18 protein-coding genes are annotated in these 23,049 nt (G+C 44.2%); 10 read left to right on the top strand and 8 right to left on the bottom strand.

The window, feature by feature from the left end:
* The first annotated feature begins 148 nt into the window (after window positions 1–148).
* Both MZ182_RS19795 and MZ182_RS19800 read left to right on the top strand, forming a co-directional pair.
* A complete protein-coding gene (locus MZ182_RS19795; RefSeq protein WP_248066780.1) occupies window positions 149–2,413 on the top strand; it encodes a bifunctional diguanylate cyclase/phosphodiesterase in 2,265 nt (754 codons plus the stop codon).
* Window positions 2,414–2,550: 137 nt separating this feature from the next.
* Window positions 2,551–3,396 (top strand): 23S rRNA (adenine(2030)-N(6))-methyltransferase RlmJ, encoded by an 846-nt coding sequence (locus tag MZ182_RS19800; RefSeq protein ID WP_014611793.1) that lies wholly within the window; start codon window positions 2,551–2,553, stop codon window positions 3,394–3,396.
* Between the two features lie 325 nt (window positions 3,397–3,721).
* Here MZ182_RS19800 and MZ182_RS19805 read toward each other — a convergent pair whose 3' ends face one another.
* Together MZ182_RS19805 and MZ182_RS19810 are read right to left on the bottom strand one after the other, a co-directional pair.
* Window positions 3,722–4,471 carry a lytic transglycosylase domain-containing protein gene (locus MZ182_RS19805; protein ID WP_248066783.1) on the bottom strand — a complete coding sequence of 250 codons (750 nt, stop codon included), beginning with the start codon at window positions 4,469–4,471 and terminating at the stop codon, window positions 3,722–3,724.
* 106 nt (window positions 4,472–4,577) lie between these two features.
* A complete protein-coding gene (locus tag MZ182_RS19810) occupies window positions 4,578–5,141 on the bottom strand; it encodes a LemA family protein (RefSeq protein ID WP_248066785.1) in 564 nt (187 codons plus the stop codon).
* Window positions 5,142–5,683: 542 nt separating this feature from the next.
* Here MZ182_RS19810 and MZ182_RS19815 point away from each other — a divergent pair.
* Window positions 5,684–7,240, top strand: a complete 1,557-nt coding sequence (locus MZ182_RS19815) for an AbgT family transporter (RefSeq protein WP_248066855.1) — start codon at window positions 5,684–5,686, stop codon at window positions 7,238–7,240.
* An 80-nt stretch (window positions 7,241–7,320) separates the two neighbouring features.
* Here MZ182_RS19815 and MZ182_RS19820 read toward each other — a convergent pair whose 3' ends face one another.
* The 4 genes from MZ182_RS19820 to MZ182_RS19835 form a co-directional block, all read right to left on the bottom strand.
* Complete coding sequence (locus tag MZ182_RS19820) at window positions 7,321–7,641, bottom strand: hypothetical protein (RefSeq protein ID WP_011791198.1); 321 nt, start codon at window positions 7,639–7,641, stop codon at window positions 7,321–7,323.
* 32 nt (window positions 7,642–7,673) lie between these two features.
* On the bottom strand, window positions 7,674–7,958 hold the full coding sequence (locus MZ182_RS19825) for a hypothetical protein (protein ID WP_014611798.1): 285 nt from the start codon (window positions 7,956–7,958) through the stop codon (window positions 7,674–7,676).
* Between the two features lie 132 nt (window positions 7,959–8,090).
* Entirely contained in the window at window positions 8,091–11,225 is a 3,135-nt protein-coding gene (locus tag MZ182_RS19830; RefSeq protein ID WP_011791200.1) for an efflux RND transporter permease subunit, read from the bottom strand.
* 9 nt (window positions 11,226–11,234) lie between these two features.
* Window positions 11,235–12,380: an efflux RND transporter periplasmic adaptor subunit gene (locus tag MZ182_RS19835; RefSeq protein WP_011791201.1), complete on the bottom strand. Its 1,146-nt coding sequence runs from the start codon at window positions 12,378–12,380 to the stop codon at window positions 11,235–11,237.
* Between the two features lie 770 nt (window positions 12,381–13,150).
* Here MZ182_RS19835 and MZ182_RS19840 point away from each other — a divergent pair.
* The gene (locus MZ182_RS19840) at window positions 13,151–13,798 is read left to right on the top strand and encodes a glutathione S-transferase family protein (RefSeq protein ID WP_248066788.1); all 648 of its coding nucleotides are present in this window, start codon (window positions 13,151–13,153) and stop codon (window positions 13,796–13,798) included.
* Between the two features lie 25 nt (window positions 13,799–13,823).
* Here MZ182_RS19840 and MZ182_RS19845 read toward each other — a convergent pair whose 3' ends face one another.
* Together MZ182_RS19845 and prlC are read right to left on the bottom strand one after the other, a co-directional pair.
* On the bottom strand, window positions 13,824–14,354 hold the full coding sequence (locus tag MZ182_RS19845) for a thioesterase family protein (protein ID WP_011791203.1): 531 nt from the start codon (window positions 14,352–14,354) through the stop codon (window positions 13,824–13,826).
* Window positions 14,355–14,529: 175 nt separating this feature from the next.
* Window positions 14,530–16,569 carry an oligopeptidase A gene (gene prlC, locus MZ182_RS19850; RefSeq protein WP_011791204.1) on the bottom strand — a complete coding sequence of 680 codons (2,040 nt, stop codon included), beginning with the start codon at window positions 16,567–16,569 and terminating at the stop codon, window positions 14,530–14,532.
* 309 nt (window positions 16,570–16,878) lie between these two features.
* Between prlC and MZ182_RS19855 the strand changes: the two genes are divergently transcribed.
* The 6 genes from MZ182_RS19855 (at window position 16,879) to proB (ending at window position 23,026) form a co-directional block, all read left to right on the top strand.
* Complete coding sequence (locus MZ182_RS19855) at window positions 16,879–17,667, top strand: hypothetical protein (RefSeq protein ID WP_248066790.1); 789 nt, start codon at window positions 16,879–16,881, stop codon at window positions 17,665–17,667.
* 126 nt (window positions 17,668–17,793) lie between these two features.
* A complete protein-coding gene (locus MZ182_RS19860) occupies window positions 17,794–18,348 on the top strand; it encodes a hypothetical protein (RefSeq protein WP_011918301.1) in 555 nt (184 codons plus the stop codon).
* A gap of 130 nt (window positions 18,349–18,478) precedes the next feature.
* A complete protein-coding gene (gene gorA / locus MZ182_RS19865) occupies window positions 18,479–19,834 on the top strand; it encodes a glutathione-disulfide reductase (protein WP_248066792.1) in 1,356 nt (451 codons plus the stop codon).
* Between the two features lie 406 nt (window positions 19,835–20,240).
* Window positions 20,241–20,417, top strand: a complete 177-nt coding sequence (locus tag MZ182_RS19870; RefSeq protein ID WP_164838003.1) for a hypothetical protein — start codon at window positions 20,241–20,243, stop codon at window positions 20,415–20,417.
* A 3-nt stretch (window positions 20,418–20,420) separates the two neighbouring features.
* Window positions 20,421–21,917: a sodium/proline symporter PutP gene (putP, locus tag MZ182_RS19875; protein ID WP_248066794.1), complete on the top strand. Its 1,497-nt coding sequence runs from the start codon at window positions 20,421–20,423 to the stop codon at window positions 21,915–21,917.
* Window positions 21,918–21,925: 8 nt separating this feature from the next.
* Window positions 21,926–23,026 carry a glutamate 5-kinase gene (gene proB / locus MZ182_RS19880; protein ID WP_025007952.1) on the top strand — a complete coding sequence of 367 codons (1,101 nt, stop codon included), beginning with the start codon at window positions 21,926–21,928 and terminating at the stop codon, window positions 23,024–23,026.
* Window positions 23,027–23,049: the final 23 nt, after the last annotated feature.

The following is a 23,049-nucleotide window of genomic DNA, read 5'->3' on the forward strand; positions in this document are numbered from 1 at the left end:
GAATTAAAACATCAAACTCAAACAAGCATTAATATGTAACACTTTAATTTACAAAGATATAAATCTATTTGTATAACAATACCATGATTTATGTTATATGTTATTTCCCACTAGCTGGTGTGATTTCCGTATGGGATAAGGATATTTTTTGTTTCAATGGCTTAAAGGTTTTTTATTTATCAGGGAGCAAGATTTCTTAAATCCTGATAGAGAATTATTAAAAACCAGCTTACTACGGATTATTTTGCTCAGTGGTGCCATCTTAACCACCAGCATTGTGCTGCACAGTTCTTTAATGGCCTATCAGCTAAATCTTAGCTTTGTCATTATTATCACCGTCAGCTTTTTGAGTGTGCTGATCTCTGCTTTGTGGTTCACCCGCCGATATTTGATGCTCAGTTCAATCAGCCTGTTGGCTATGGTTGTCGCAGCCTGCATATGCATCTTGTTGTTTGTTCCTGATTTTAATTTGTCGCAAGCAGGCATTATTTTTTTATATACCCTACCTCTGATGGCACTTTTTCTCTTTGGGGCAAAAGCTGCCATCATAATGATGTTTTTCAATGTATTACCCTTTTTACTGCTACTGCAAAATCGTAACCTCCCGACGATTATCGATATTGATATCAGTATGCCTGCAACCCATGCCTACCTAAATGGCTTGCTGTTTACGTTTTTTAATATCTGTATTCCTTTGTCGGCAATGCGGCTATTAAAAACTCAAAAAATTCATTCGCAGCAGATGATTAAGCACCATGAGGCACTGCAACACACACTAGAGCAATACACTGAAATATTTGAAAATAATGGCACGGCCTCTTTCTTTTGTAATGAAGATGGGCTGATTCTCAACCTAAATGATGCAGCAAAAAATATCGCCAACGATGTCAGGGTAAACCAGACTCGACTATCTGATATTTTTGAACTGGCGGAAGACACGCCCATCAATTTGTTTGCAGCATCTTTCCCTACACATTTAAAAAACAACCCTAAAGCCAAATACTTACTACAAAAAGCCTCATTACAGCATCACGATACTTTACTGTTTCACTGCCATGATGTTACCGAACAGGCAAATCATGCAATTGAATTAAGCCGACTTAAAAAACACCATATCAGCACACATTTTTATGACTTAGTCACCAGTCTGCCAAACGAGAATCATTGGTATAACCCTGCGCCGAGTGTTATCCATCAAAAAATGACTGTTGCGATTGTCAAAATTGATAACCTTAGCCAAATTAATGCCGCGTTCGGCATTCAAATAGGAGATGCCCTGCTCAAAACCTTTGCAAATGAGCTAAAACATCGTTTTGGCCAACATGCAAAAATATACCGCTTTAGGGGAGCCTCCTTCGCGCTTGAATTTACCAGTTTGCCGCTCATTTCCCCTGAAAATCTCGCTCAACAATTGCGTGAACGTATTCCGACCAACTTACAACTTAAACAAGAACAACAAGTTGAATACCATCTCGAATGTCGTGTTGGTTGCAGTTCAGGCACAAAAGCCTCACCACAGCAAGCTGCAGAACAATGCTTAATTGCTATAAAACAAACGACTCAAGCAAGCCCTGTGATGGTGTATTACATTGGCCTTATCAATAATTTACTCGAAGCATCATCACAAAAAGCAAGGATCCGTGACGCCCTAAAATACAATCGCCTCGAAATGTGGCTACAACCTCAGGTGATGGCTAACGGCCATATTATAAGTTTTGAAGCTCTTGCCAGAATGTTCGACGAAGATGGCACAATGATAATGCCCCATACATTTATCCCCATTATTGAGTCATCCCAACTACAAGCTATCTTTGCCATAAAAGTGTTCCGACAATTACTACAGTTGATCCGTTCTTGGCCTAAAAATGTGCCGCCGGTGAAGATTGCTTTCAACCTATCAGGACAGGATATTCTGTCGGATCGATTCTTTAAGGTGCTGATACAGACCTATATGAATCACCCTGAGCTTATCCCATTATTAGAAATTGAAATCACCGAAACATCTATGTTTTCAACCTATAAAGAAACTGGGCGCCGTCTTAACACCCTTGCACGAATGGGTGTATCTATCGCAATTGATGATTTTGGTACTGGGCATGCGTCATTGAGCCAACTTATCGATATCAGCGCAGATACGATTAAAATCGATCGCTACTTTATCAGCCAACTTGGGATTAGCGAGCGCCATACCCAAATTGTGAATGCGGCTATCCTATTAGCAAAGAGTTTAAAATTGAACGTCATTGCCGAGGGAATTGAAACAGAGGCCCAACTGTCGCAACTCACCGCTTTAGGCTGTAAGCAATTTCAAGGTTATTTATTTGGAAAACCCGCCCCAGCCAATCTTTGGCTGAAAACCTTTCAAATGCAAACTCCCATGCACTGGTTCCCTGATAAAAAAAGTGCCAACTAAAGCCTTAAATTCTCTCTAGAGCCAAGTAATACCAAGATAAGAATGTCAAAATCTTGAGGTTATGATCATCGCAGGTATAATTGGTCACTGCCGTTTGCCTCTCTTTGCTACATTTGCAAATTACTAGGATCCCCCCCATGTTAAGTTACCGCCATGGTTATCATGCAGGCAATTATGCCGATGTGCTAAAGCACGCTATCTTGCTGCAAACCTTACAGTTGATGCACAAGAAAGACAAGCCACTCGTATATATCGATACCCATGCAGGCGCGGGTGGCTATGCTTTAAGTGATGAGTTTGCACAGAAAACTGGTGAATATCTCGACGGCGTAGCCAAACTCTGGGATAAAAGCGATTTACCTAAAGCCTTACAAGATTATGTTGAGGCTGTACGCCACTTTAATGAAGACAACCCGGAAGAACTCAACTTTTACCCCGGCTCACCTGCCATTATCGATATGGCACTTGGCCCAAAAGATCGCATGGTACTGCATGAGTTACACAGTACGGACTATGTTTTACTGGATGATTATTTCTGTGAAGATAGGCAAGTCAAAGTCATTAAGGATGATGGACTAAAAGGGCTTATTGCCGCTGTTCCTCCCCTAGAGCGCCGTGCACTGGTATTAATCGACCCAAGTTATGAGATGAAAACCGACTACCAAGATGTCGCTGAAACGCTGATCAAAGCCCACAAACGCTTTGCTACGGGAGTTTTTATGTTGTGGTATCCAGTTGTGAATCGTGCTCAAACCGAAGGTATGTTATCGCGCCTCGCCAACAGCGGCATTAAGCGCCAACTGAGAATAGAGCAAGCAATTAAACCCGATTCGAATGAGTTTGGCATGACAGCCGCAGGATTATGGATCATTAATCCACCTTGGCAATTAGATGAAATTGCAACTGAATTAATGGATTACTTGGGTAAAACGCTCGGACAAGCGGGCGGGAATGTCACCGTAAAATGGGAAGTGGGCGAGTAAAAGTCGATGGCAGCGATGGTCGTTAGTCCGCTGCCAGCAATAATACCAATCACATTAAATATCTAATCAGTTCAGAGCCTCACAGGCATCTCAATCCAAGGCGCATTGACGCAGAAATGGTCATTCCCTTTTAAGTCAATGCAACACGGGAGTGGGATGCCTGTGTGGCTCCCGAAGGGCGGGTTGCAACGCGCTTTATACTGCGTTCAAGGCTTTCGACAGAGCACCACTATGCCTTCAAGCCTTCGCCTTGTCTAAAGCGCGTTGAACTCCCGCTGAATGAACAGATATTTAATACGATTGGTATAAATGCACAGTCATATTCCTAGGCTCGGTTTTGTTCACGATAGCGCTTCAATAAAATTTGTACCCGCTCAACATAGGCTTGAGTCTCAGGATAGGGCGGAATGCCATTATACTGTGTCACAGTTGTTGGTCCCGCATTATAGGCTGCACAGGCTAAGGCAATATCGCCATTAAATTGCTTTAGCATTTGTGCTAAATATTTACTGCCACCCAAAATATTTTCTTCAGGCAAAAATGCATTTATAACGCCCATTTCTTTCGCTGTTTCTGGCATTAATTGCATTAATCCCATAGCGCCACTACGTGATACAGCGCGGGAATTAAAAGCCGATTCAGCATGGATCACGGCGCGAATTAACGCAGGTTCTAACTGATGTTTATGGGCGGCTTGAGCGATTAATGCATCATAATTTGCGCTAAATAAACGAATGGCATTCCAATCAATGTTCGAGTCCGGGCGGCAGGCAAAACACTCGTACAATAAAATTTGGTATTGGTTATTACTGGGTGCCTTATCGGAAAATACAGTAACACCATTAGCTTGTTGATATTGATATACTTTAAACTTCTCTTGCCCTTCGCGGCTGAGGATTCCCGTCTCAGAATAACGTGCCACGATTCGAGGTTTTGAATGGGCATCCTGTGCATTGTTCGCCATCACTGCATTCGAAAGCAGCAACAGGCATATTCCTAACAACCATAAGTTGCTAGGCCATTTAAACAATGCCGATAACTGTATATCAGTACGGTGCATCAAGAGCCTATACATTCTTAAGAATCAGTTACTCAATAATAGCAAAGCATTATGGTTCTGAAGGTTTACACTGCAAATTTTAGTATAAACATGGCTTCGATTTGAGCATCCCTTTAAAGCCTTATAGATAATCAACAGCATCCATAGGAACCTTGGGAACCTCAATCAGTTCAAAGAGAGGCATAACCTTAATACTCGCCATTGAGGCAATAATCGAACCGGGGAAGATTTCAACCGCTGTATTCAATTCAGATACTGCTAAGTTGTAAAAACGGCTGGCATTCGCGATATCAGACTCAGCTTCGCTATAGTTTTGTATCGCCTCCAGCATAGTATTATCGGATTTCAGATCGGGATAATCATCAATATTGGCGACTAACTTAGCCATTTTATGATTCAACTGCTCTGCATTAATAAAATGTACTTTCACTTCTTGAGGATCAAACATGCGATAAGCGGAAGCAGAGGTTGTCAGTAACTCATTAATTTCTTTAAATAACAGCTCATCATGTTTATGTTGGTCCGCAATTTCAAGGACCCTGTATATAAATTCATTGCGGCTGATAAGCTGTGCATCGATACCCGACAGAGCTTCAAGTGCAGTATTCCGTTTTTTGACTAGGCTAACATACCAAAGGTAAGCCACGATAAAAACGAGCGATAACCCTAAAAGAAATTTATCCATCTTCCATCCTTAGTCTTTTTTATTCTAATGGGTACAGCTAATCACAAATGAATAAGAATTTCATCTAAAGCACAGTGTTAGGTCTTAAAAATCGTAATATGCCAAATTCAATGTTCAACTTTTCCTCAAAAGACCCAAAATCAACCATAAACACCAGAGACTAACGATTCAGCTCCAATACAGCAAAAATGGTCTATAGTAAAAATGCACAACGTTAGAGCAACCATTTTGCTCGTGAATACTGGACTCCTCGAGAGTCCATTTTTTTATCCTGAGTTTTCCCTGTTACCCTCGCTACACCATTTAAGTTTCAATTAAAACTTAACAATCATACTTCCCAACCATTTTTTAACTTTTGCCTTAGCTTTCATACACAATCATATTCATTTTAGCTATGTCATTCAGTTATCTGCGCTTAAGGCCTGTTTTTGCGCTAACGAGAATACGATTGGCAAAGGTTCATATAAAGGAAGGACGATAGTTTGAGCGCCGACGATAAATTCACCCCAAAGACTCCCAAAAACCCTCTACCCAATAGTGACATTAGCCATAGCGGGTGGTTTGTGCGTTTCCTCAATATTGTCGAGCGATTAGGTAATTTACTGCCCCATCCTATTACCCTGTTTGCCCTTTTCTGTGTTGCCGTGATTCTTATTTCTGGGATTGCAGGTTACTTTGAACTCACGGTTGCCGACCCAAGACCTGTGGGATCCCATGGCCGCAGTGCTGATGGTCTGATCCATGTAGTAAGCCTAATGAATGCAGAAGGCTTGCGTATGATAGTGTCGAATTTAGTCACAAACTTCACCGGTTTTACGCCGCTCGGCACGGTACTTGTCGCATTACTGGGCGTAGGGATTGCGGAACACTCAGGCTTATTATCCGCGGCAATGCGCGCCTTAGTCATGGGGGCATCAAAGCGACTGGTGACTGTCACTATCGTATTTGCAGGAATTATGTCTAACACGGCAGCCGAGCTGGGCTATGTGGTGCTCATCCCTATGGCCGCGATGATTTTTCATTCATTGGGGCGCCATCCCCTTGCAGGTTTAGCCGCTGCCTTTGCGGGGGTTTCTGGAGGTTACAGCGCTAATTTATTACTCGGAACCGTTGACCCTTTACTATCAGGTATAACAGAAGCCGCAGCGCGTATGATTGATCCAGACTATAGCGTTGGCCCCGAGGTCAATTGGTATTTTATGTTTGTTTCGACGTTTGTGATTACCTTCCTTGGCGCCTTCGTCACCGAAAAAATCGTCGAGCCTAAGCTAGGAAAATACCAAGATGATGATGCAGATGAAACGGTTCTGCAATCGATGGAATCGGTGAGTACCATTGAGAAGCGTGGCCTAAAATGGGCAGGACTATCGGTGCTGATATTGGCAATAATGTTGGCACTTTTAGTTGTGCCAGAGGGGGCGCCACTGCGCCATCCTGACACGGGTTTAGTTTCAGGCTCACCCTTTCTCAAGGGGATCGTTGCCTTTATCTTTATCTGCTTTGCCATTCCGGGTTTTGTCTACGGTAAAGTCGTCGGTAGCATTAACAATGATCGGGATGTGATCAATGCCATGTCTCACAGCATGAGCACTATGGGCCTCTATATCGTCCTTGTCTTTTTTGCGGCGCAATTTGTCGCCTTCTTTAACTGGAGTAATTTAGGTGCTGTACTCGCAGTATTAGGTGCCGATGCACTGCAATCCATTGGACTAACAGGCCCAATCCTATTCCTGTTCTTTATTATGCTGTGTGGATTTATCAACTTGATGCTTGGCAGCGCCTCGGCGCAGTGGGCTATTACCGCCCCAATTTTTGTGCCTATGTTAATGCTGGTCGGTTATGCGCCAGAAACGATCCAAGCGGCATATCGTATTGGCGATTCGGTCACAAACTTAGTCACGCCTATGATGAGTTACTTTGGATTAATCCTTGCGGTAGCCTGTCGTTATCAAAAGAACTTAGGCATAGGTACGCTAATTGCCACTATGCTGCCTTACACTTTAGTGTTTTTCGTGGGCTGGACGGCGTTTTTCTTCCTGTGGGTATTTGGTTTTGGTCTGCCTGTAGGACCTGGCGCGGCAACTTACTACACGCCTTAAAGGCGGGTTTAACTTTCGATAGGTTTATTAGGGCGTCGCAACAGGTCTCGACGCCCCTTTTAATGGGCGGATTTAATGAGTTAGTCGTACAACCATTCCATTAAAAAGCTACAAATCAGCAAGAAAACCCCAAGGTTGAACACCAGCGCCTGTAATTTCGCCTTAGGCGATTTATCGTCGACTTGGATCATGACCTGACTTAACGGAGTAAAAAACACATTGGGTTCGAGCCCCATGCCGATAAAAAATACCGCCACGGCGAGACTACGGGTAAGTTCGGGGACGACAAGCTGCTCAAGATAAAACTCATATGCTCCATAGGCCAAAATACCAATAGCGATACCATGGCAAATGATGGCTACGACAAATTGCTTAGTGATAAGGCTGCTAACCGATGACACGATTTGACTCCTAAACCAACGATGTGCATTGATTATGGACGAGATTTGCCGCGCAGTTTATCTCTTCTGTGATTTAACTGCATCCATAGCGTCCAGCCAAATAGCACACCACTCACGGGATAAATATACAGCGCGACTTTTAGTGTCTGCCAAAATGAAATCTCTGAGGTGAAGTATTGAAACCCCGCCACTAAAAGTGACGTCACACTCCCCCAATACAGCACACCAATCACCAAGATGAAATACCACTTCCCCCTCGCGAGAGAAGCCTCTAATTTGGCTAATTTATCCGGCTTTACGTTATCCACTTCAGACATCGTATGCTCCTTTACTCGTCCAATATGCCCAAATTAATTCAAGGCGGCTATCCACTCTTGCAACGATAACCTTTCTTATCCCCAAAAAAAAAGCCCTGCGAATACAGGGCCTTGATTAAGTCAGACGTTAGATTACTCCGCCGATGTCGGCTTTTCGTCTTTCGCTTTTCTCTCTCGCTTACTGAAGATACGCTCAACAATAACGAAGAATAAGGGCACGAAGAAGATACCTAAGAAGGTCGAGCTCATCATACCACCAAGAACACCAGTACCGATGGCGTTTTGGCTACCAGAACCGACGCCAGTACTGATCGCTAATGGCACAACACCCAAACCAAAGGCTAAGGACGTCATCAAAATCGGACGCAGACGAACGCGAACCGCATGAAGCGTCGCCTCCACTAAACCAGCGCCTTTTTCGTAGTACTCTTTAGCAAACTCCACAATCAAGATTGCGTTCTTAGTCGCTAAGCCAACCGTTGTAAGTAGACCTACTTGGAAGAATACGTCGTTTGGTAAACCACGACCATTCATCGCTAACAATGCACCAATAATCCCCAACGGCACCACCAGCACAACGGCAAAGGGTACCGACCAGCTTTCATAAAGAGCAGCAAGTACGAGGAATACCACTAAGATTGACAGTGCATATAACGCAGGTGCTTGGTTACCCGACAAACGCTCTTCGTAGGATAAACCGTTCCACTCAATGCCAAAGCCAGGAGGCAACTGCTTGACCAGATCTTCCATAATATCCATGGCAGCACCAGTACTAAATCCTGGAACTGTAGCTCCTTGAATATTCATCGCTGGCAAACCATTAAAGCGTTCTAGGCGTGGAGAGCCATACTCCCACGTACCCATAGCGAAGGCAGAGAATGGCACCATATCACCTTTATTATTGCGTACATACCAAGTGTCTAAATCACCCGGTTGCATACGGTACTGAGCATCACCTTGTACATAAACCTTTTTAACACGGCCACGGTCAATAAAGTCGTTCACATATGAACCACCCCAAGCCGTTGCAAGCACACTGTTAACATTAGCGATTTCAATGCCGAGCGCGCTTAACTTAGCGTGATCTATATGCAATTGGTAAATTGGCGCATCTTCCTGACCATTAGGACGTACGCCCACTAGATTAGGATTCTGTGCCGCCATACCTAATAGCTGATTTCGTGCAGCCAGTAACTTTTCATGGCCTTGACCATTCTTATCCTGTAAGAACATATCAAAACCGTTAGCCGTACCTAACTCAATCACCGCAGGCGGTACGAAGGCGAAGACAAACGCGTCCTTCATTTGACTGAATACGCCCATAGCACGACCCGCAATGGATTGAACATCAGCACCAGGAGCCGTACGCTCAGACCAATCCTTCAGCCCCACGAAAGCGATACCCATATTTTGCCCTTGACCCGCAAAACTAAAGCCCGCCACGCTAAATACTGATCTCACACCCTCTTCAGCCATAAAGTGATCAGACACTTTCTCTAAGACTTTTAAGGTACTTTCTTGAGTTGAGTTTGTCGGTAAAATGGCCTGCGTAAACAAAATACCTTGGTCTTCATCTGGCAAGAAAGCGGTTGGCATACGCATGAAGATCCAACCGACGGCAACAACCAGTGCAACGTAAATCATCATGACCCTAAAGCCACGCTTGATGATACCCGCCACACTCGACTCATAACGGTTGGTTAATCGATCAAAACCACGGTTAAACCAACCGAAGAATCCCGTTTCAATATGGCCGTGACCCTTCTTGAGTGGCTTGAGCATGGTCGCACAAAGTGCTGGCGTTAAAATCAAAGCCACCAATACAGACAACGCCATCGCCGACACGATAGTGATTGAGAACTGACGATAAATCACCCCTGTTGAGCCAGACATAAATGCCATAGGGACAAATACCGCAGATAGCGTCAAACCGATACCAACCAAGGCGCCGGTGATTTGATCCATCGATTTACGAGTCGCCTCAAGCGGACTGAGTCCCTCTTCCGACATCACCCGCTCGACGTTCTCCACCACCACAATCGCGTCGTCTACCAGCAAACCGATCGCCAGCACCATAGCAAACATAGTGAGCGTATTGATCGAGAACCCCGTTGCCGACAATATAGCGAAGGTACCCAGCAATACCACAGGAACAGCAATCGTTGGGATCAAAGTTGCACGGAAATTTTGCAAGAAGAGGTACATGATGAGAAACACCAGTACAACGGCTTCTAACAATGTGTGTACAACGCCTTCAATGGATTTTTCAACAAAAGGTGTAGTGTCATAGGGATAAACGACTTCCAACCCTTGTGGGAAGAAAGGTTTCATCTCAGCGATTTTAGCTCGGACAGCTTCTGCGGTATCGAGAGCATTTGCCCCCGTCGCGAGTTTAATCGCTAGACCTGTTGCAGGCTTACCATTGTATAGGGATACAACGGAATAACTTTCAGAACCTAACTCAACTCTAGCAACATCACCCAAGAAAACGTTCGCGCCAGAAGTATCAGATTTAAGAATAATCTTGCGGAATTCTTCTGGTGTTTGTAAACGGCTTTGGGCTGATACTGTCGCATTTAGCTCTTGACCAGCAACCGATGGCGTACCACCCAGTTGACCCGCAGAAACCTGTGCGTTTTGAGCGCGAATAGCCGCGACAACATCCAAGCTAGTCAAATTGTATTGGGTTAGTTTTAGCGGATCTAACCATATACGCATCGCGTATTGAGCGCCGAATATCTGAATCTCACCCACACCAGAAACACGGCTCATAGGATCTTGTACGTTAGAACCTACATAGTCAGCGATATCACTCTTATCCAGTGAACCATCCGTTGACACGAAGCCTAAAACCAATAAGAAGCCAGAGCTGGATTTGTTAACATTAACGCCCTGTGATTGCACTTCCTGTGGCAGCAGCGTCATCGCCCCTTGCAACTTGTTTTGAACCTGAACCTGTGCAATGTCGGCATCGGCTTCTGCGTTAAAGGTTAGGGTAATAGACGCGTTACCAAAACTATCACTGGTTGAAGTGATATAGCGCAGATGGTCGATCCCCGTCATCCGCTGCTCAATAACCTGAGTGACTGAGTCCTCAACAATCTTAGCCGAAGCGCCGGGGTAGTTAGCACTGATCACCACAGTTGGAGGTGCAATGCTCGGATATTGAGACACTGGCAGAGAACGGATTGATAGGATCCCCGCCAACATAATAATTAAGGCGATCACCCACGCAAAGATGGGGCGATCAATAAAAAAACGTGCCATAGCTATGCCCTATTGTGCTTGCGTTTCAGAAATAACTTTGGGAGTGACTGGCGCTCCGGGGCGAATTTTTTGTAAGCCTTCCACAATCAACTTATCACCGACTGAAAGCCCTTCAGTAATACGCCACTCGTGACCAATAGCCTCTGCTGTTGTCACCGTTTTTGCTTCAACAACACCTTGATCATTCACAACCATAGCCACAGCTTCACCTTTAGAGTTACGGCTAATGGCTTTTTGTGGAACTAGAATAGCTTGAGGATCAGTACCAGCATTTAGCACTGCACGAACATACATACCGGGTAACAAGATACCATCAGGGTTTGGAAACTCGGCGCGCAGAATAACGGAGCCAGTGTTCTCATCCACACTGACTTCAGCAAATTGCAACTTACCTAAATGACCATAGGTTGTACCGTCTTCCAATACCAACTGTACATCAGCATTATCCGCAGCCTGTAACTTACCTTGTTTTAGCTTAGCTTTAAGGCGCAGTAGTTGTGCACTCGATTGCGCGATATCCACATTGATTGGATCAAGCTGTTGAATCGTTGCTAAGGTTTGGCTTTGGTTCGCTGTCACCAACGCCCCTGCTGTGACACTCGACTTACCGATACGACCGGAAATTGGTGCTAATACTTCTGTATATTGCAGGTTAATCTTAGCCGTATTGATTGCGGCTTCAGCCACAGTGACACTGGCCAATGCCTCTTTGTATGCAGCTTCGGCTTCGTCGAAATCTTGCTTACTGATCGCATTCGTTTTCACTAATTGCTGATAACGAGCCGCTTTAGCTTTCGCCGATGCTAGACTCGCATTCGCTCTGGCTAAATCTGCATTCGCACTGACGAGTGCCGCTTTGTATGTCGCTGAGTCTATTTGATATAAAGACTCGCCCTGCTTCACATTGCCGCCCTCTACGAAGCTACGCTTAGTGATAATACCATTTACCTGCGGGCGAACTTCGGCCTCGAGGAACGCTTTACTGCGACCCGGTAACTCCACTTGGATAACCTGAGGCTTAGCGACAACATTGAGAATTCCCACTTCCATGCTCTGCGGCCCAGCACCTGTTTGAGCTGTCTCTTCTTGAGGGCTGCAAGCTGCCATCCATAACGCCACGCTTATAACTGAGGCAAGTTTAATTGTCTGCCGCATGAGAACTCCTTCAAATATTAACGACCTACACACCAGTACACTTATTTGTGCTGACACGATCGTAATTATAACCAAAATAAAAGCTGTTACTTATCGCATAACCTATAGGGATCAACAAGGAAGATAACCGAACAAAAGTGTAAACTAATGCAAATATTTACACTGGCGGCCATACTAAATTCACTTAGTTGTTATTCCATTTAAAATGTATGCTAACTATGGATAAGATTGTTAGATATATACAAGGTATAACACTTAATCAGCCTACTCTATATCTAGAATGTTGCAAATTTGTTCTACATTACGGCACTGTTAAAACCAGAGATTCGCTAGCGGCTTAACAGTGACATTAGAAAACATCTGAGGTTTGATCAGCAGAAATAGATACTCTCACTAAAACAACAACCTTCGGACCTGCCATTTTAGTGTTTACCCTAATTCAGGGCAAATCTGAAATCATTATTTATACTCCATTAAATGAAACTCAGATTCCCACAAATAATGCTTCTATAAAACCCCCAATTGCTTACACACCTCAAGATAAATCAAGGCCATATTGGCTATTTAAAACACTTAAACTCCATCTTGATCTCACTTTCACGCGTTAATGTAACCCATAATTGTTAACACACTTGCATTTAGAACATTTGCTCCAGTTTTAAGATATGGCTTCTCGTTAGCCCTATATGGAAATTAATGAACAAAAGTCTCGATTGCGACTAAAGTTAAATCATAACGTCAGTAGAACACTGGAGTTGGGGTGAAAACCTATGGAGCTTTTTTATCATCCTTTATCTCGTTATTCACAGAAAGTGTTGATTGCACTCTATGAAAAACAAGCTAATTTTTACCCGCGCATTACCGACTTAGGCGATCCACTATCACGCAAAGCATTTCATCAATTTTATCCACCCGCAAAATTACCATTGCTTAAAACCCAAGATGGCCAACTCATCCCTGAATCCAGCATTATTATCGAGTACTTAGATAGGCATTTTAATAACAGTACCCAACTTCTGCCACCAGAACCACAACGCAACTTACAGGTACGTTTGTTCGATCGCATCATAGACAATGATATTAACAACCCATTATTTCAATTAGAAAAGTTAAAGCATATAGAAGACAGTAATGAATTCGAAATCAAACAATTAGAGAAGCAACTACTGACAGAGTTTCAACGCTTAGACGCGCAACTCACACAACATCATTGGGTCTGTGGCGACAGTTTTACTTTAGCCGATTGCGCCCTAATCCCTTGTTTAAGCTATAGCTTCCAACATTTAAACTTGTTGGATTTAGATGAAGTGGTTCGCTACTGGCAGCAGGCACAACTGCGCGGCGCTTGGATGTTAGTACAGGAAGAAGTGTTACAGGCAGAAATGGAGGAAACAACAGGAGTCAGAGGCATACCTTAGTGAAATAAGTCATGCCTCCATCGGATCACATATTACGTTCTTTTTTTAACTGCAAAAACGCTTTCCACTTCACCACTTCTGGCGGCAACTCAGGTGCAGGATCGGTATAACCCGCCTCTTTCACTAATACATCGAGCGGCACCTGCTTACCTTTGCACACAAACACGCCGCGTACATGCACGATACAATGCAGGCCACGTTCGCTCACAAAGCGCTGTTCGATATAAAAATACTTTTCATCCCAACCAACAACTTTGGTTTCAATTTCAAAGGTTTTTAGCGGCTTGATATCGCGAATATAGGTAAATTCGGCGGCGTTGACTATCGGCATCCACTTCAACTTTAAGAAGCGTTTCAGTAGACCCATCTCGGCGAGCATATAGGTCCGCGCCAGATCCATAAATGCGGGATAGCGGGAGTTAGTCAGATGGAAATTGATGTCACAATCGCTCGGTAAAGCACGATAAGTGATACGACTTGTGCCTAGAAAATCGATCTTACGACAATGGCGCGTACGCCAAAATAACAACCAAAACAAACGAAAATACAAATTCATAACGAGTCGCCCTTGAAATAAGAGCCACAGGCTAACAGAGGTCATACCACAGGGCAAGCGTGAATCAGATCACAAAAAAGACGCACTAAGGCGTCTTTTTATCGTTCGATTAAGCTAAATACCCTCAGATAATCATCCCATTAAAATGGGCTGATTTATCAAAACTCACAATTACTTATGCAGCAATGCCTGAATGTCTTAACAGGGCATCGATATTCGGTTCGCGCCCCATAAACTGTTTGAACAAATCCATAGGTTCGGCAGAACCTCCCATTTCGAGGATATTGTGCAGGAAGCGACGACCCGTTTCAGGGTTAAAAATACCTTCCTCTTCGAAGCGGGAAAACGCATCTGCTGATAATACTTCAGCCCATTTATAGCTGTAATAACCTGCGGCATAACCGCCCGCAAAAATATGGGCAAAACCATGTTGGAAACGGTTAAAGTCCGGTGGCGTTAATACGGCCACCTGACGACGTACTTCGTCTAAGGTTTCTTGAATACGCGCGCCTTTAGCGGGGTCGTATTCGTGGTGCATTCTAAAATCGAACAATGAGAACTCGAGTTGGCGCAGCATCATCATGCCAGACTGGAAGTTTTTCGCCGCGAGCATCTTATCTAACAAGGCTTTAGGTAATGGTTCACCCGTTTCGAAGTGACCAGAAATTTCGGCTAGGGCTTCTTCCTGCCAGCACCAGTTCTCCATAAATTGACTTGGTAATTCGACCGCATCCCAAGGCACACCATTGATACCCGACACACCTGCAACATCGATTTTGGTCAGCATATGGTGGATACCATGGCCAAATTCGTGGAACAGGGTCGTCACTTCATCGTGGGTGAATAGTGCAGGTTTACCATCGACCGGACCATTAAAGTTACAGGTCAAATAAGCCACTGGCTTTTGCAATCCATGGGCGGTTTGACGGCGCACACGGCAATCATCCATCCAAGCACCGCCGCGCTTACCCGTGCGGGCATATAAATCGAGATAGAAACTGCCTCTATGTTCGTCAGTTTCGTCGAAAATATCGAAGAAACGAACGTCGTTATGCCAACGGTCAAAATCTTTTTGCTCGACAATCTTAAGGCCAAACAAACGCGATACAGTGTAAAACAAGCCCGAGAGCACTTTATCCTCGGGGAAATACGGGCGCAGGATTTCCTGTGAAATCTCATACTTATGCTGTTGTAACTTCTCGGCATAGAAGCTTAAGTCCCAAGAGGCCATTTCAGTCACGCCATATTCGGCCTCGGCAAAGGCTTTTAACTCGGCTAATTCGGCCTTGGCTTGATCTTTTGAGCGCAGCGCTAACTCATTTAAAAATGCCATCACCTGCGCCGGCGTTTCAGCCATTTTCGTCGCCAGAGATTTGTCAGCAAAACTGTCAAAACCGAGTAACAATGCGAGTTCGTGGCGCAAAGCAAGAATTTCGTCCATCAGCGGGCTGTTATCAAACTCGCCGGCATTGGGACCTTGATCCGAAGCGCGAGTGACAAACGCACGATAGCATTCTTCCCGAAGACTGCGATTTTCACTGTAAGTCATGACAGGTAAATAAGAAGGGAAATCTAAGGTGAATAACCAACCTTCTAGCTCACGTGCCTGCGCCATTGCTTTAGCGGCGGCTTTGGCAGACTCAGGCAAACCAGCAAGCTCGGCTTCATCTGTGATCAACTTAGTCCAAGCTTGCGTCGCATCCAGTAATTGATTCGAAAAGCCACTGGTGAGTTCAGAAAGACGTTTTACAATTTCGCCGTAACGCACCTTTTGCGTGTCATCTAAGCCAATGCCTGATAGTTCAAAGTCGCGTAGGCTGTGCTCTATCACCATCTGCTGCGCTTGGCTCAATTGCGCAAATTCATTGGAGGCTCGCAGTGCTTTATAGGCTTGATACAAACCTTGGTGTTGGCCAACGTAAGTGCCGTATTCCGATAAAAGTGGTAAACAAGCATCATGGGCGGCACGCCACTCATCTGTGCTAGTCACTGAATTCATATGAGAAACGGGCGACCAAATTTGGCTTAGTTCATCGTCAACCTGTTCTAATGGTGCGACCAAGTTGTCCCACGTAAAAGGACCTTGATTCTGCAGCACTTCATCAATCTTAGCGCGGCACTGAGCAATAGCATGCTCAACAGCGACTTGAATATGTTCCGGTTTTATCTGTGAAAAAAGTGGTAATTTTGCGCCGCTAAGCAAAGGGTTGCTCATATTGACTCCTCAACAATCTGTATAGGGTATCTTCAAGATGCCAGTTTCAGGATCTTGAGGTTATTTGGGTATAAATAAGGGCTAATACCCTATTTATCAAGGCGAGAATATCGATTGCCTCCTTCGACGAAGGCGCTAGCGGTAATTACACATAAAAAAAGTGAACTAGTTCTCAATTAATATTTACATCTAATTTACTTAAGTGAACTTGACGACTTGATCGCAAACCTAATCCATTCTCATTAACACTCAAATTCAAACGCGTTAAAATTCTCCTATCATCTAACTACAACTTAAACTGGCTGGTATATGGCAACACCCACGGTGATCTTTTCTCACATACTTTGCACTTTAGGGGTGCTCTGCTTAAACCAAACGGTATTGGCAAATGAAAGCCTAATCCAGACGGAAAGTATCTCAAGTCAACCACTGCCAACTGAAAATATGACACCTTTGGCCCTCAGTCTCGATCTAGGCTGGGATAGCAAATATATCTCACAGGGGCGTGACAATTTAAAACATGGTGGCATTTATTGGGCGAATGCTTCAATCCAATATAATAATCTAACGACCTACGCCTTAGTGGGGCGTGGTGATAGCCAAACCTATACCGAGTGGAATATTGGCTTTGAATATACCTTCAACGTGGTTGAGCAATTAGAAGCGAATTTGGGTTATCAACGAATTGAAGGGTTTAGCGACAACCGTTGCCAAGATAATGAGCTTTTCGGTGAACTCGCCTATACCGCGATACCTTGGTTAATACCTTCGGTAAGTTATGTTTACTCCACGGAGGCTGAAGGTTCTTTTGTTGAAGTGAGTTTACACAGTTATTGGAATATCACAGACCAATTCACTCTCACACCATATATCACTCAAGGTTTTGATTTTAAATATAGAACTGAAAAACATAATGGGAGAAACCATCTTCAACTTGGCCTAGAAGCAAGCTATCAAATCACATCCGAGATCAATCTAAGTGGCCATATAAGTCACAGCATAGCCCAGAACGATATTGAGCAAGAAATGGCGGAAAATGGTGATGCTGGCTCACAGGATCAAACCTATGCTGGTATCCATGTGGCAATGACATTTTAGGTTCTTATCAACCTATATAGCCCAATATGATGCCCATCCCTTGGCAAAAAAGTATCTGCTAACTAAACTCAACATGTCGACGGAGCGACGTGTGTCAATCATCACGATGAAGCAGAGGAACAGGGAATGTTAGCGCATTATTTCGATATTATTCGTTCAATATTTTTTTTAGTTTCAGCCATGTTATTTGTGGTAACCCATCCCGTTCAAGCCCGCCAAACAGGTGAACCAGAGCTAACTTTAGAGACTTTATCTCAACCGCCCAAAAATCCACAATTACCGCTAGGTACCTTACTCGATAATAATGGCCAACCTATCCATATACCGAACCAACGGCAAAGTGCGTTAGAGTATTCAACTCCAACCGTCTCGCTCACTGAAACGCAAAAAAGCCAAACGAACGCCCCGTCAAAAAAAACTAAAAGTAAAAAGCTCAATCGCAAGCAACAGCTCACCAGCCGAGCACAGGTTGCTAATGATCCAAACTGTCGCTGGCTTGATAAGCGAATGCAACAACTCGAAGCACTAAGCAGTAGCAAACAGAATAAACCAGCACAATATCAACTTGATGAACTATCTGCTCGCCAAAAGGAATGGCAGTGTCTCAAGTGCGGAGCAGAAGGGCCTAACCAAAACGATTATTCACGTTGCCAATATCGCCGAGAAACCATCACACGCTAACTTTTATGCACTTTAGGGGCTTTGTGCAAATACCTCAGCCTTGTGAATAGACTAGTCTGTAATCACAAACCACCCTACAATGACCTTCTGCTGTAAAGCATCTCATCCTTGAAGTAAGACGGAGAAACTCATGGCTCAACATTTTGACTATATTTGCCTCGGCGCAGGTAGTGGCGGTATCGCCTCAACAAATCGTGCTGCAATGCGCGGTGCAAAGGTTCTACTTATTGAAGCGAAGCAAGTTGGCGGAACTTGTGTCAACGTGGGTTGTGTTCCTAAAAAAGTCATGTGGTATGGTGCCCACATTGCAGAAGCGATGAACCTCTACGCTAAAGATTACGGGTTCGACGTTACAGTGAACAAGTTTGACTGGAACACGCTCGTTAATAACCGCGAAGCTTATATCGGTCGCATTCACGATGCTTATGGCCGTGGGTTTGCGAACAATAAAGTCACTTTACTAAATGGCTATGGCCGCTTTGTGGATGGCAACACCATTGAAGTGAACGGTGAATATTACACTGCAGATCATATTCTTATCGCCACTGGCGGCGCACCGACCATTCCAAATATTCCCGGCGCGGAATATGGTATCGATTCCGATGGTTTCTTTGCCCTACGTGAGCAACCTAAACGAGTTGCCGTAATTGGTGCGGGTTATATCGCTGTTGAAGTCGCTGGCGTTTTACACGCTCTGGGTAGTGAAACCCACTTATTAGTGCGTAAACATGCGCCGCTACGTAATTTTGATCCTATATTGGTCGATGCTCTCGTCGATGCCATGGCAACTGACGGTCCGACACTGCATACCCATAGCGTGCCAAAAGCCGTCGTTAAAAATGCCGATGACAGCCTGACATTAAGTTTAGAAAACGATGAAAATATCACAGTAGATTGCCTCATTTGGGCGATTGGCCGCTCGCCAGCCACGGCAAATATCGGCTTAGAAAACACCGACGTGCAATTAGATAGCAAAGGCTATGTCATCACTGACGCCCAGCAAAATACCACCCACAAAGGAATTTACTGTGTCGGCGATATTATGGCTGGCGGCGTAGAGTTGACTCCTGTTGCGGTAAAAGCGGGGCGTTTGTTATCCGAGCGTTTATTTAACGGTATGACAGATGCCAAAATGGATTACAGTCTTATCCCAACAGTGGTTTTCAGCCACCCGCCAATCGGTACTATGGGCCTGACTGAACCCGAAGCGCGTACGCAATACGGCGATGATAACGTCAAAGTATATACATCGACCTTTACCTCAATGTATACGGCAGTTACAAGCCACCGCCAAGCCTGCAAAATGAAGTTAGTTTGCGCTGGTAAGGATGAAAAAGTCGTCGGTATTCACGGTATCGGTTTTGGCATGGATGAAATTCTTCAAGGCTTCGGTGTAGCACTCAAAATGGGTGCAACTAAAGCCGATTTTGATGCAGTTGTTGCTATCCACCCAACTGGGGCAGAGGAATTTGTTACTATGCGCTAGATGCGTAAGTCAAAAGTCATTGCATGTTGTAACAAAGCGTTTTAGGAACGAACGCAAACCCAAGTGCATAAAATCTAAGCACCTAAAGCTTACGTTCCTTAACATAATCGATTTTATATCAACGGATTAGACACTCTGTCTAGTCCGTTTTTTTGCCTTATTAACGCTTAATACTAAGACATAGATAATCAAATATTCGTTTTAATTTTACCTTTCACCCTTCCAAAATAATCAGTAATCAAATTATTTTTAAACCGTAAAATCAAGCCAGACTTGGCCACCTCAAGCAGCAAAATATCATTTTAGGTTGAGTTTTAACCCTAAAAATGCGTTAATATAGTTAGAGCACTAATAAAATAAAGTGCTATCCCCATCTGTTTTAATCCCAATAAACCAAGGAAATATTATGTCATCGACAAAAACAGTGGATGAAAATCCCATCTCACAGGCCATAGGTTCGGCCCGCACTCACCTTAAGGAATTAATGCAGTTTATGTGTTTATTCGCCATTTTAAGCACCTATCTCTTTGTCATTTTGAAACCAAGCTTCATTCAAAATAACAAAGCGTTAGGAGGAAAATAATCGATGAATTCCCTCTCTTACGTGTCCTTAGGTATTTATTTTATTGCCATGCTCGCTATTGGTTTATTTGCCTACCGTAAATCCACCAGCGATGTGTCAGGCTATATTTTAGGTGGCCGTAAAGTGAGTCCGCAGGTCACTGCACTCTCGGCTAGCGCATCGGACATGAGCGGCTGGATGCTTATGGGCCTTCCGGGTGCAATGTTTCTAGTGGGTTTTGAAACCATTTACATCGCCCTCGGATTATTGATTGGTGCTCTAATCAATTATTTGGTGGTGGCGCCTAAATTGCGGGTTTACACTGAAGTCGCAAATAATGCACTTACGATTCCTGAGTTTTTTGCGAAACGCTTTGGTAATGCAAACAGTAGTATCCGTATTATCGCCGCAGTGATCATAGTGATCTTTTTTACCTTATACACCTCCGCAGGGTTAGTGGCGGGAGGTAAGTTATTTGAATCAGCTTTCGGCCTAAATTATAACATTGGCCTAGTCGTCACACTCAGCGTAGTGGTTTCTTATACTCTGCTTGGGGGCTTTTTAGCCGTAAGCCTGACCGACTTTGTGCAAGGCTGCATTATGTTTGTTGCCTTAGTCTTAGTGCCTGTAGTTGCTTATCAAGAATTTACCAGCGCCGATAGGATGATGAACTTTGCCTATCAGTCAATTCCGCATTTTAGCGATGCAATGCAAAACGTCACCTTCCTAGGGCTTATATCAAGCCTATCCTGGGGGTTAGGTTATTTCGGCCAACCACATATTATCGTGCGCTTTATGGCGATACGTTCAGTGGCGGATATTAAAATGGCAAGACGCATAGGTATCAGTTGGATGACAGTCACCATTGTTGGTGCTCTGGCGACGGGACTGGTCGGCATTGCTTATGCCAATAAATTTGGCATGAAACTTAACGATCCCGAAACCATCTTTATTGTGTTCTCTGAATTATTATTCCATCCCCTGATCAGTGGCTTCCTACTGGCGGCTATTCTTGCGGCGATTATGAGCACGATTTCATCGCAGTTATTGGTGTCATCGAGTTCGCTGACAGAAGATATTTATCAAGTGGTATCGAAAAAAGAGTCAAGCGAAAAAGACATGGTGAAAATGGGTCGTTACGGCGTGGCTGGTGTGGGTATTGTGGCAACACTTTTAGCGCTTGATCGCTCTAACAGTATTCTTTCGCTGGTCAGTAATGCTTGGGCAGGATTCGGCGCTGCCTTTGGTCCACTCGTGTTATTTAGTTTATATAAAGCGAACCTAACCCATAAAGCGGCCATTGCGGGAATCGTTTCAGGTGCACTTACAGTACTATTTTGGATTTACGCCCCCGTGCTTGCCGATGGTAAAGCATTAACTAGCATAGTGTATGAAATGATCCCCGGATTTATCGTCAGTAGCGCGGTCATTTGGCTAGTGAGCTTTCTTGATACTGAACCTAGTGCAAAAACCACTAAGATGTTCCACAAGGCGGGCCGTGTTTTAGCCGAAGAAGGATAAGGAGCATGATGACAAACTCCCCTCGAAAACGCATTGTTGTAAAAGTGGGGAGCGCGTTAATCGCGCCCCACAAACAAGGTTGTAGCAGCCACTACTTACTCGGCATAGCCCAATTCATTACCTATTGTCGTGCCCAAGGGATCCAAGTTGTCTTGGTCTCTTCGGGCTCAGTCGCCGCGGGATGGCATCACTTTAATGTTGAAGCGAATCCGAGTGTCACAGTGAAAAAAGCCATGGCTGCAGCAGGTCAAGCCGATATGATGGCCACATGGAATAAACTGTTTGACTTCCCCACCGCACAACTCTTACTCACCCATGGCGACCTTCGTAATCGCGAGCGCTATATCAGCATTAAAGAAACGATTTTCTGTTTGCTTGAACATGGGCTGATGCCAATTATTAACGAAAATGATGCAGTTACCGCGGACAAACTCAAAGTCGGTGATAATGACAACCTTTCGGCCATGGTTGCCGCAGCGGCCGATGCTGATACGCTGATTATTTGTTCAGATGTAAACGGGCTGTATACTCAAAATCCACATGAAAATCCCAATGCCGAGTTGATTAAACAGGTCACTGAGATTAATGCCGACATCTATGCCATGGCGGGTGGTGCGAGCAGTAACGTGGGTACTGGTGGCATGCGAACGAAAATCCAAGCGGCAGAAAAAGCCATTTCCCATGGAATTGAGACCTTTATTATCAATGGCTTTGTTGCGGATTCCTTCAGCCAACTGCTTAAAGGCCAAAACCCTGGCACCTTGTTCATCCCTGACGAAAAACCCATGCAAGAACATTTACATTGGATGAAACACACTTCACAAGCCCAAGGTGAAGTCATAGTCGAAAACCATTTTAATGTCGCACTCGATGTGCACAGCGAACAGTTTACCAGTGATGATGTGGTTGAAGTAAAAGGGGATTTCTCAGTAGGTGACACCATTCTAGTGCGCAAAGACGATGGCACTAAACTGGCTAAAGCTAAATCCAATTACAGCAGTTGCCTACTCAATTTTATTACAGAGCAAGAAGATCGACAGTTTGCCAATGAATTTCAGCAAAAGACTGGACCGATCATTTCCGAGAAAAACATCGCTATTCTCGAATAAACATAAGCCGAGTAAACATAATT

The organism is Shewanella sp. JNE2, from assembly GCF_023159115.1.
Classification (GTDB): Bacteria; Pseudomonadota; Gammaproteobacteria; order Enterobacterales; family Shewanellaceae; genus Shewanella; species Shewanella putrefaciens.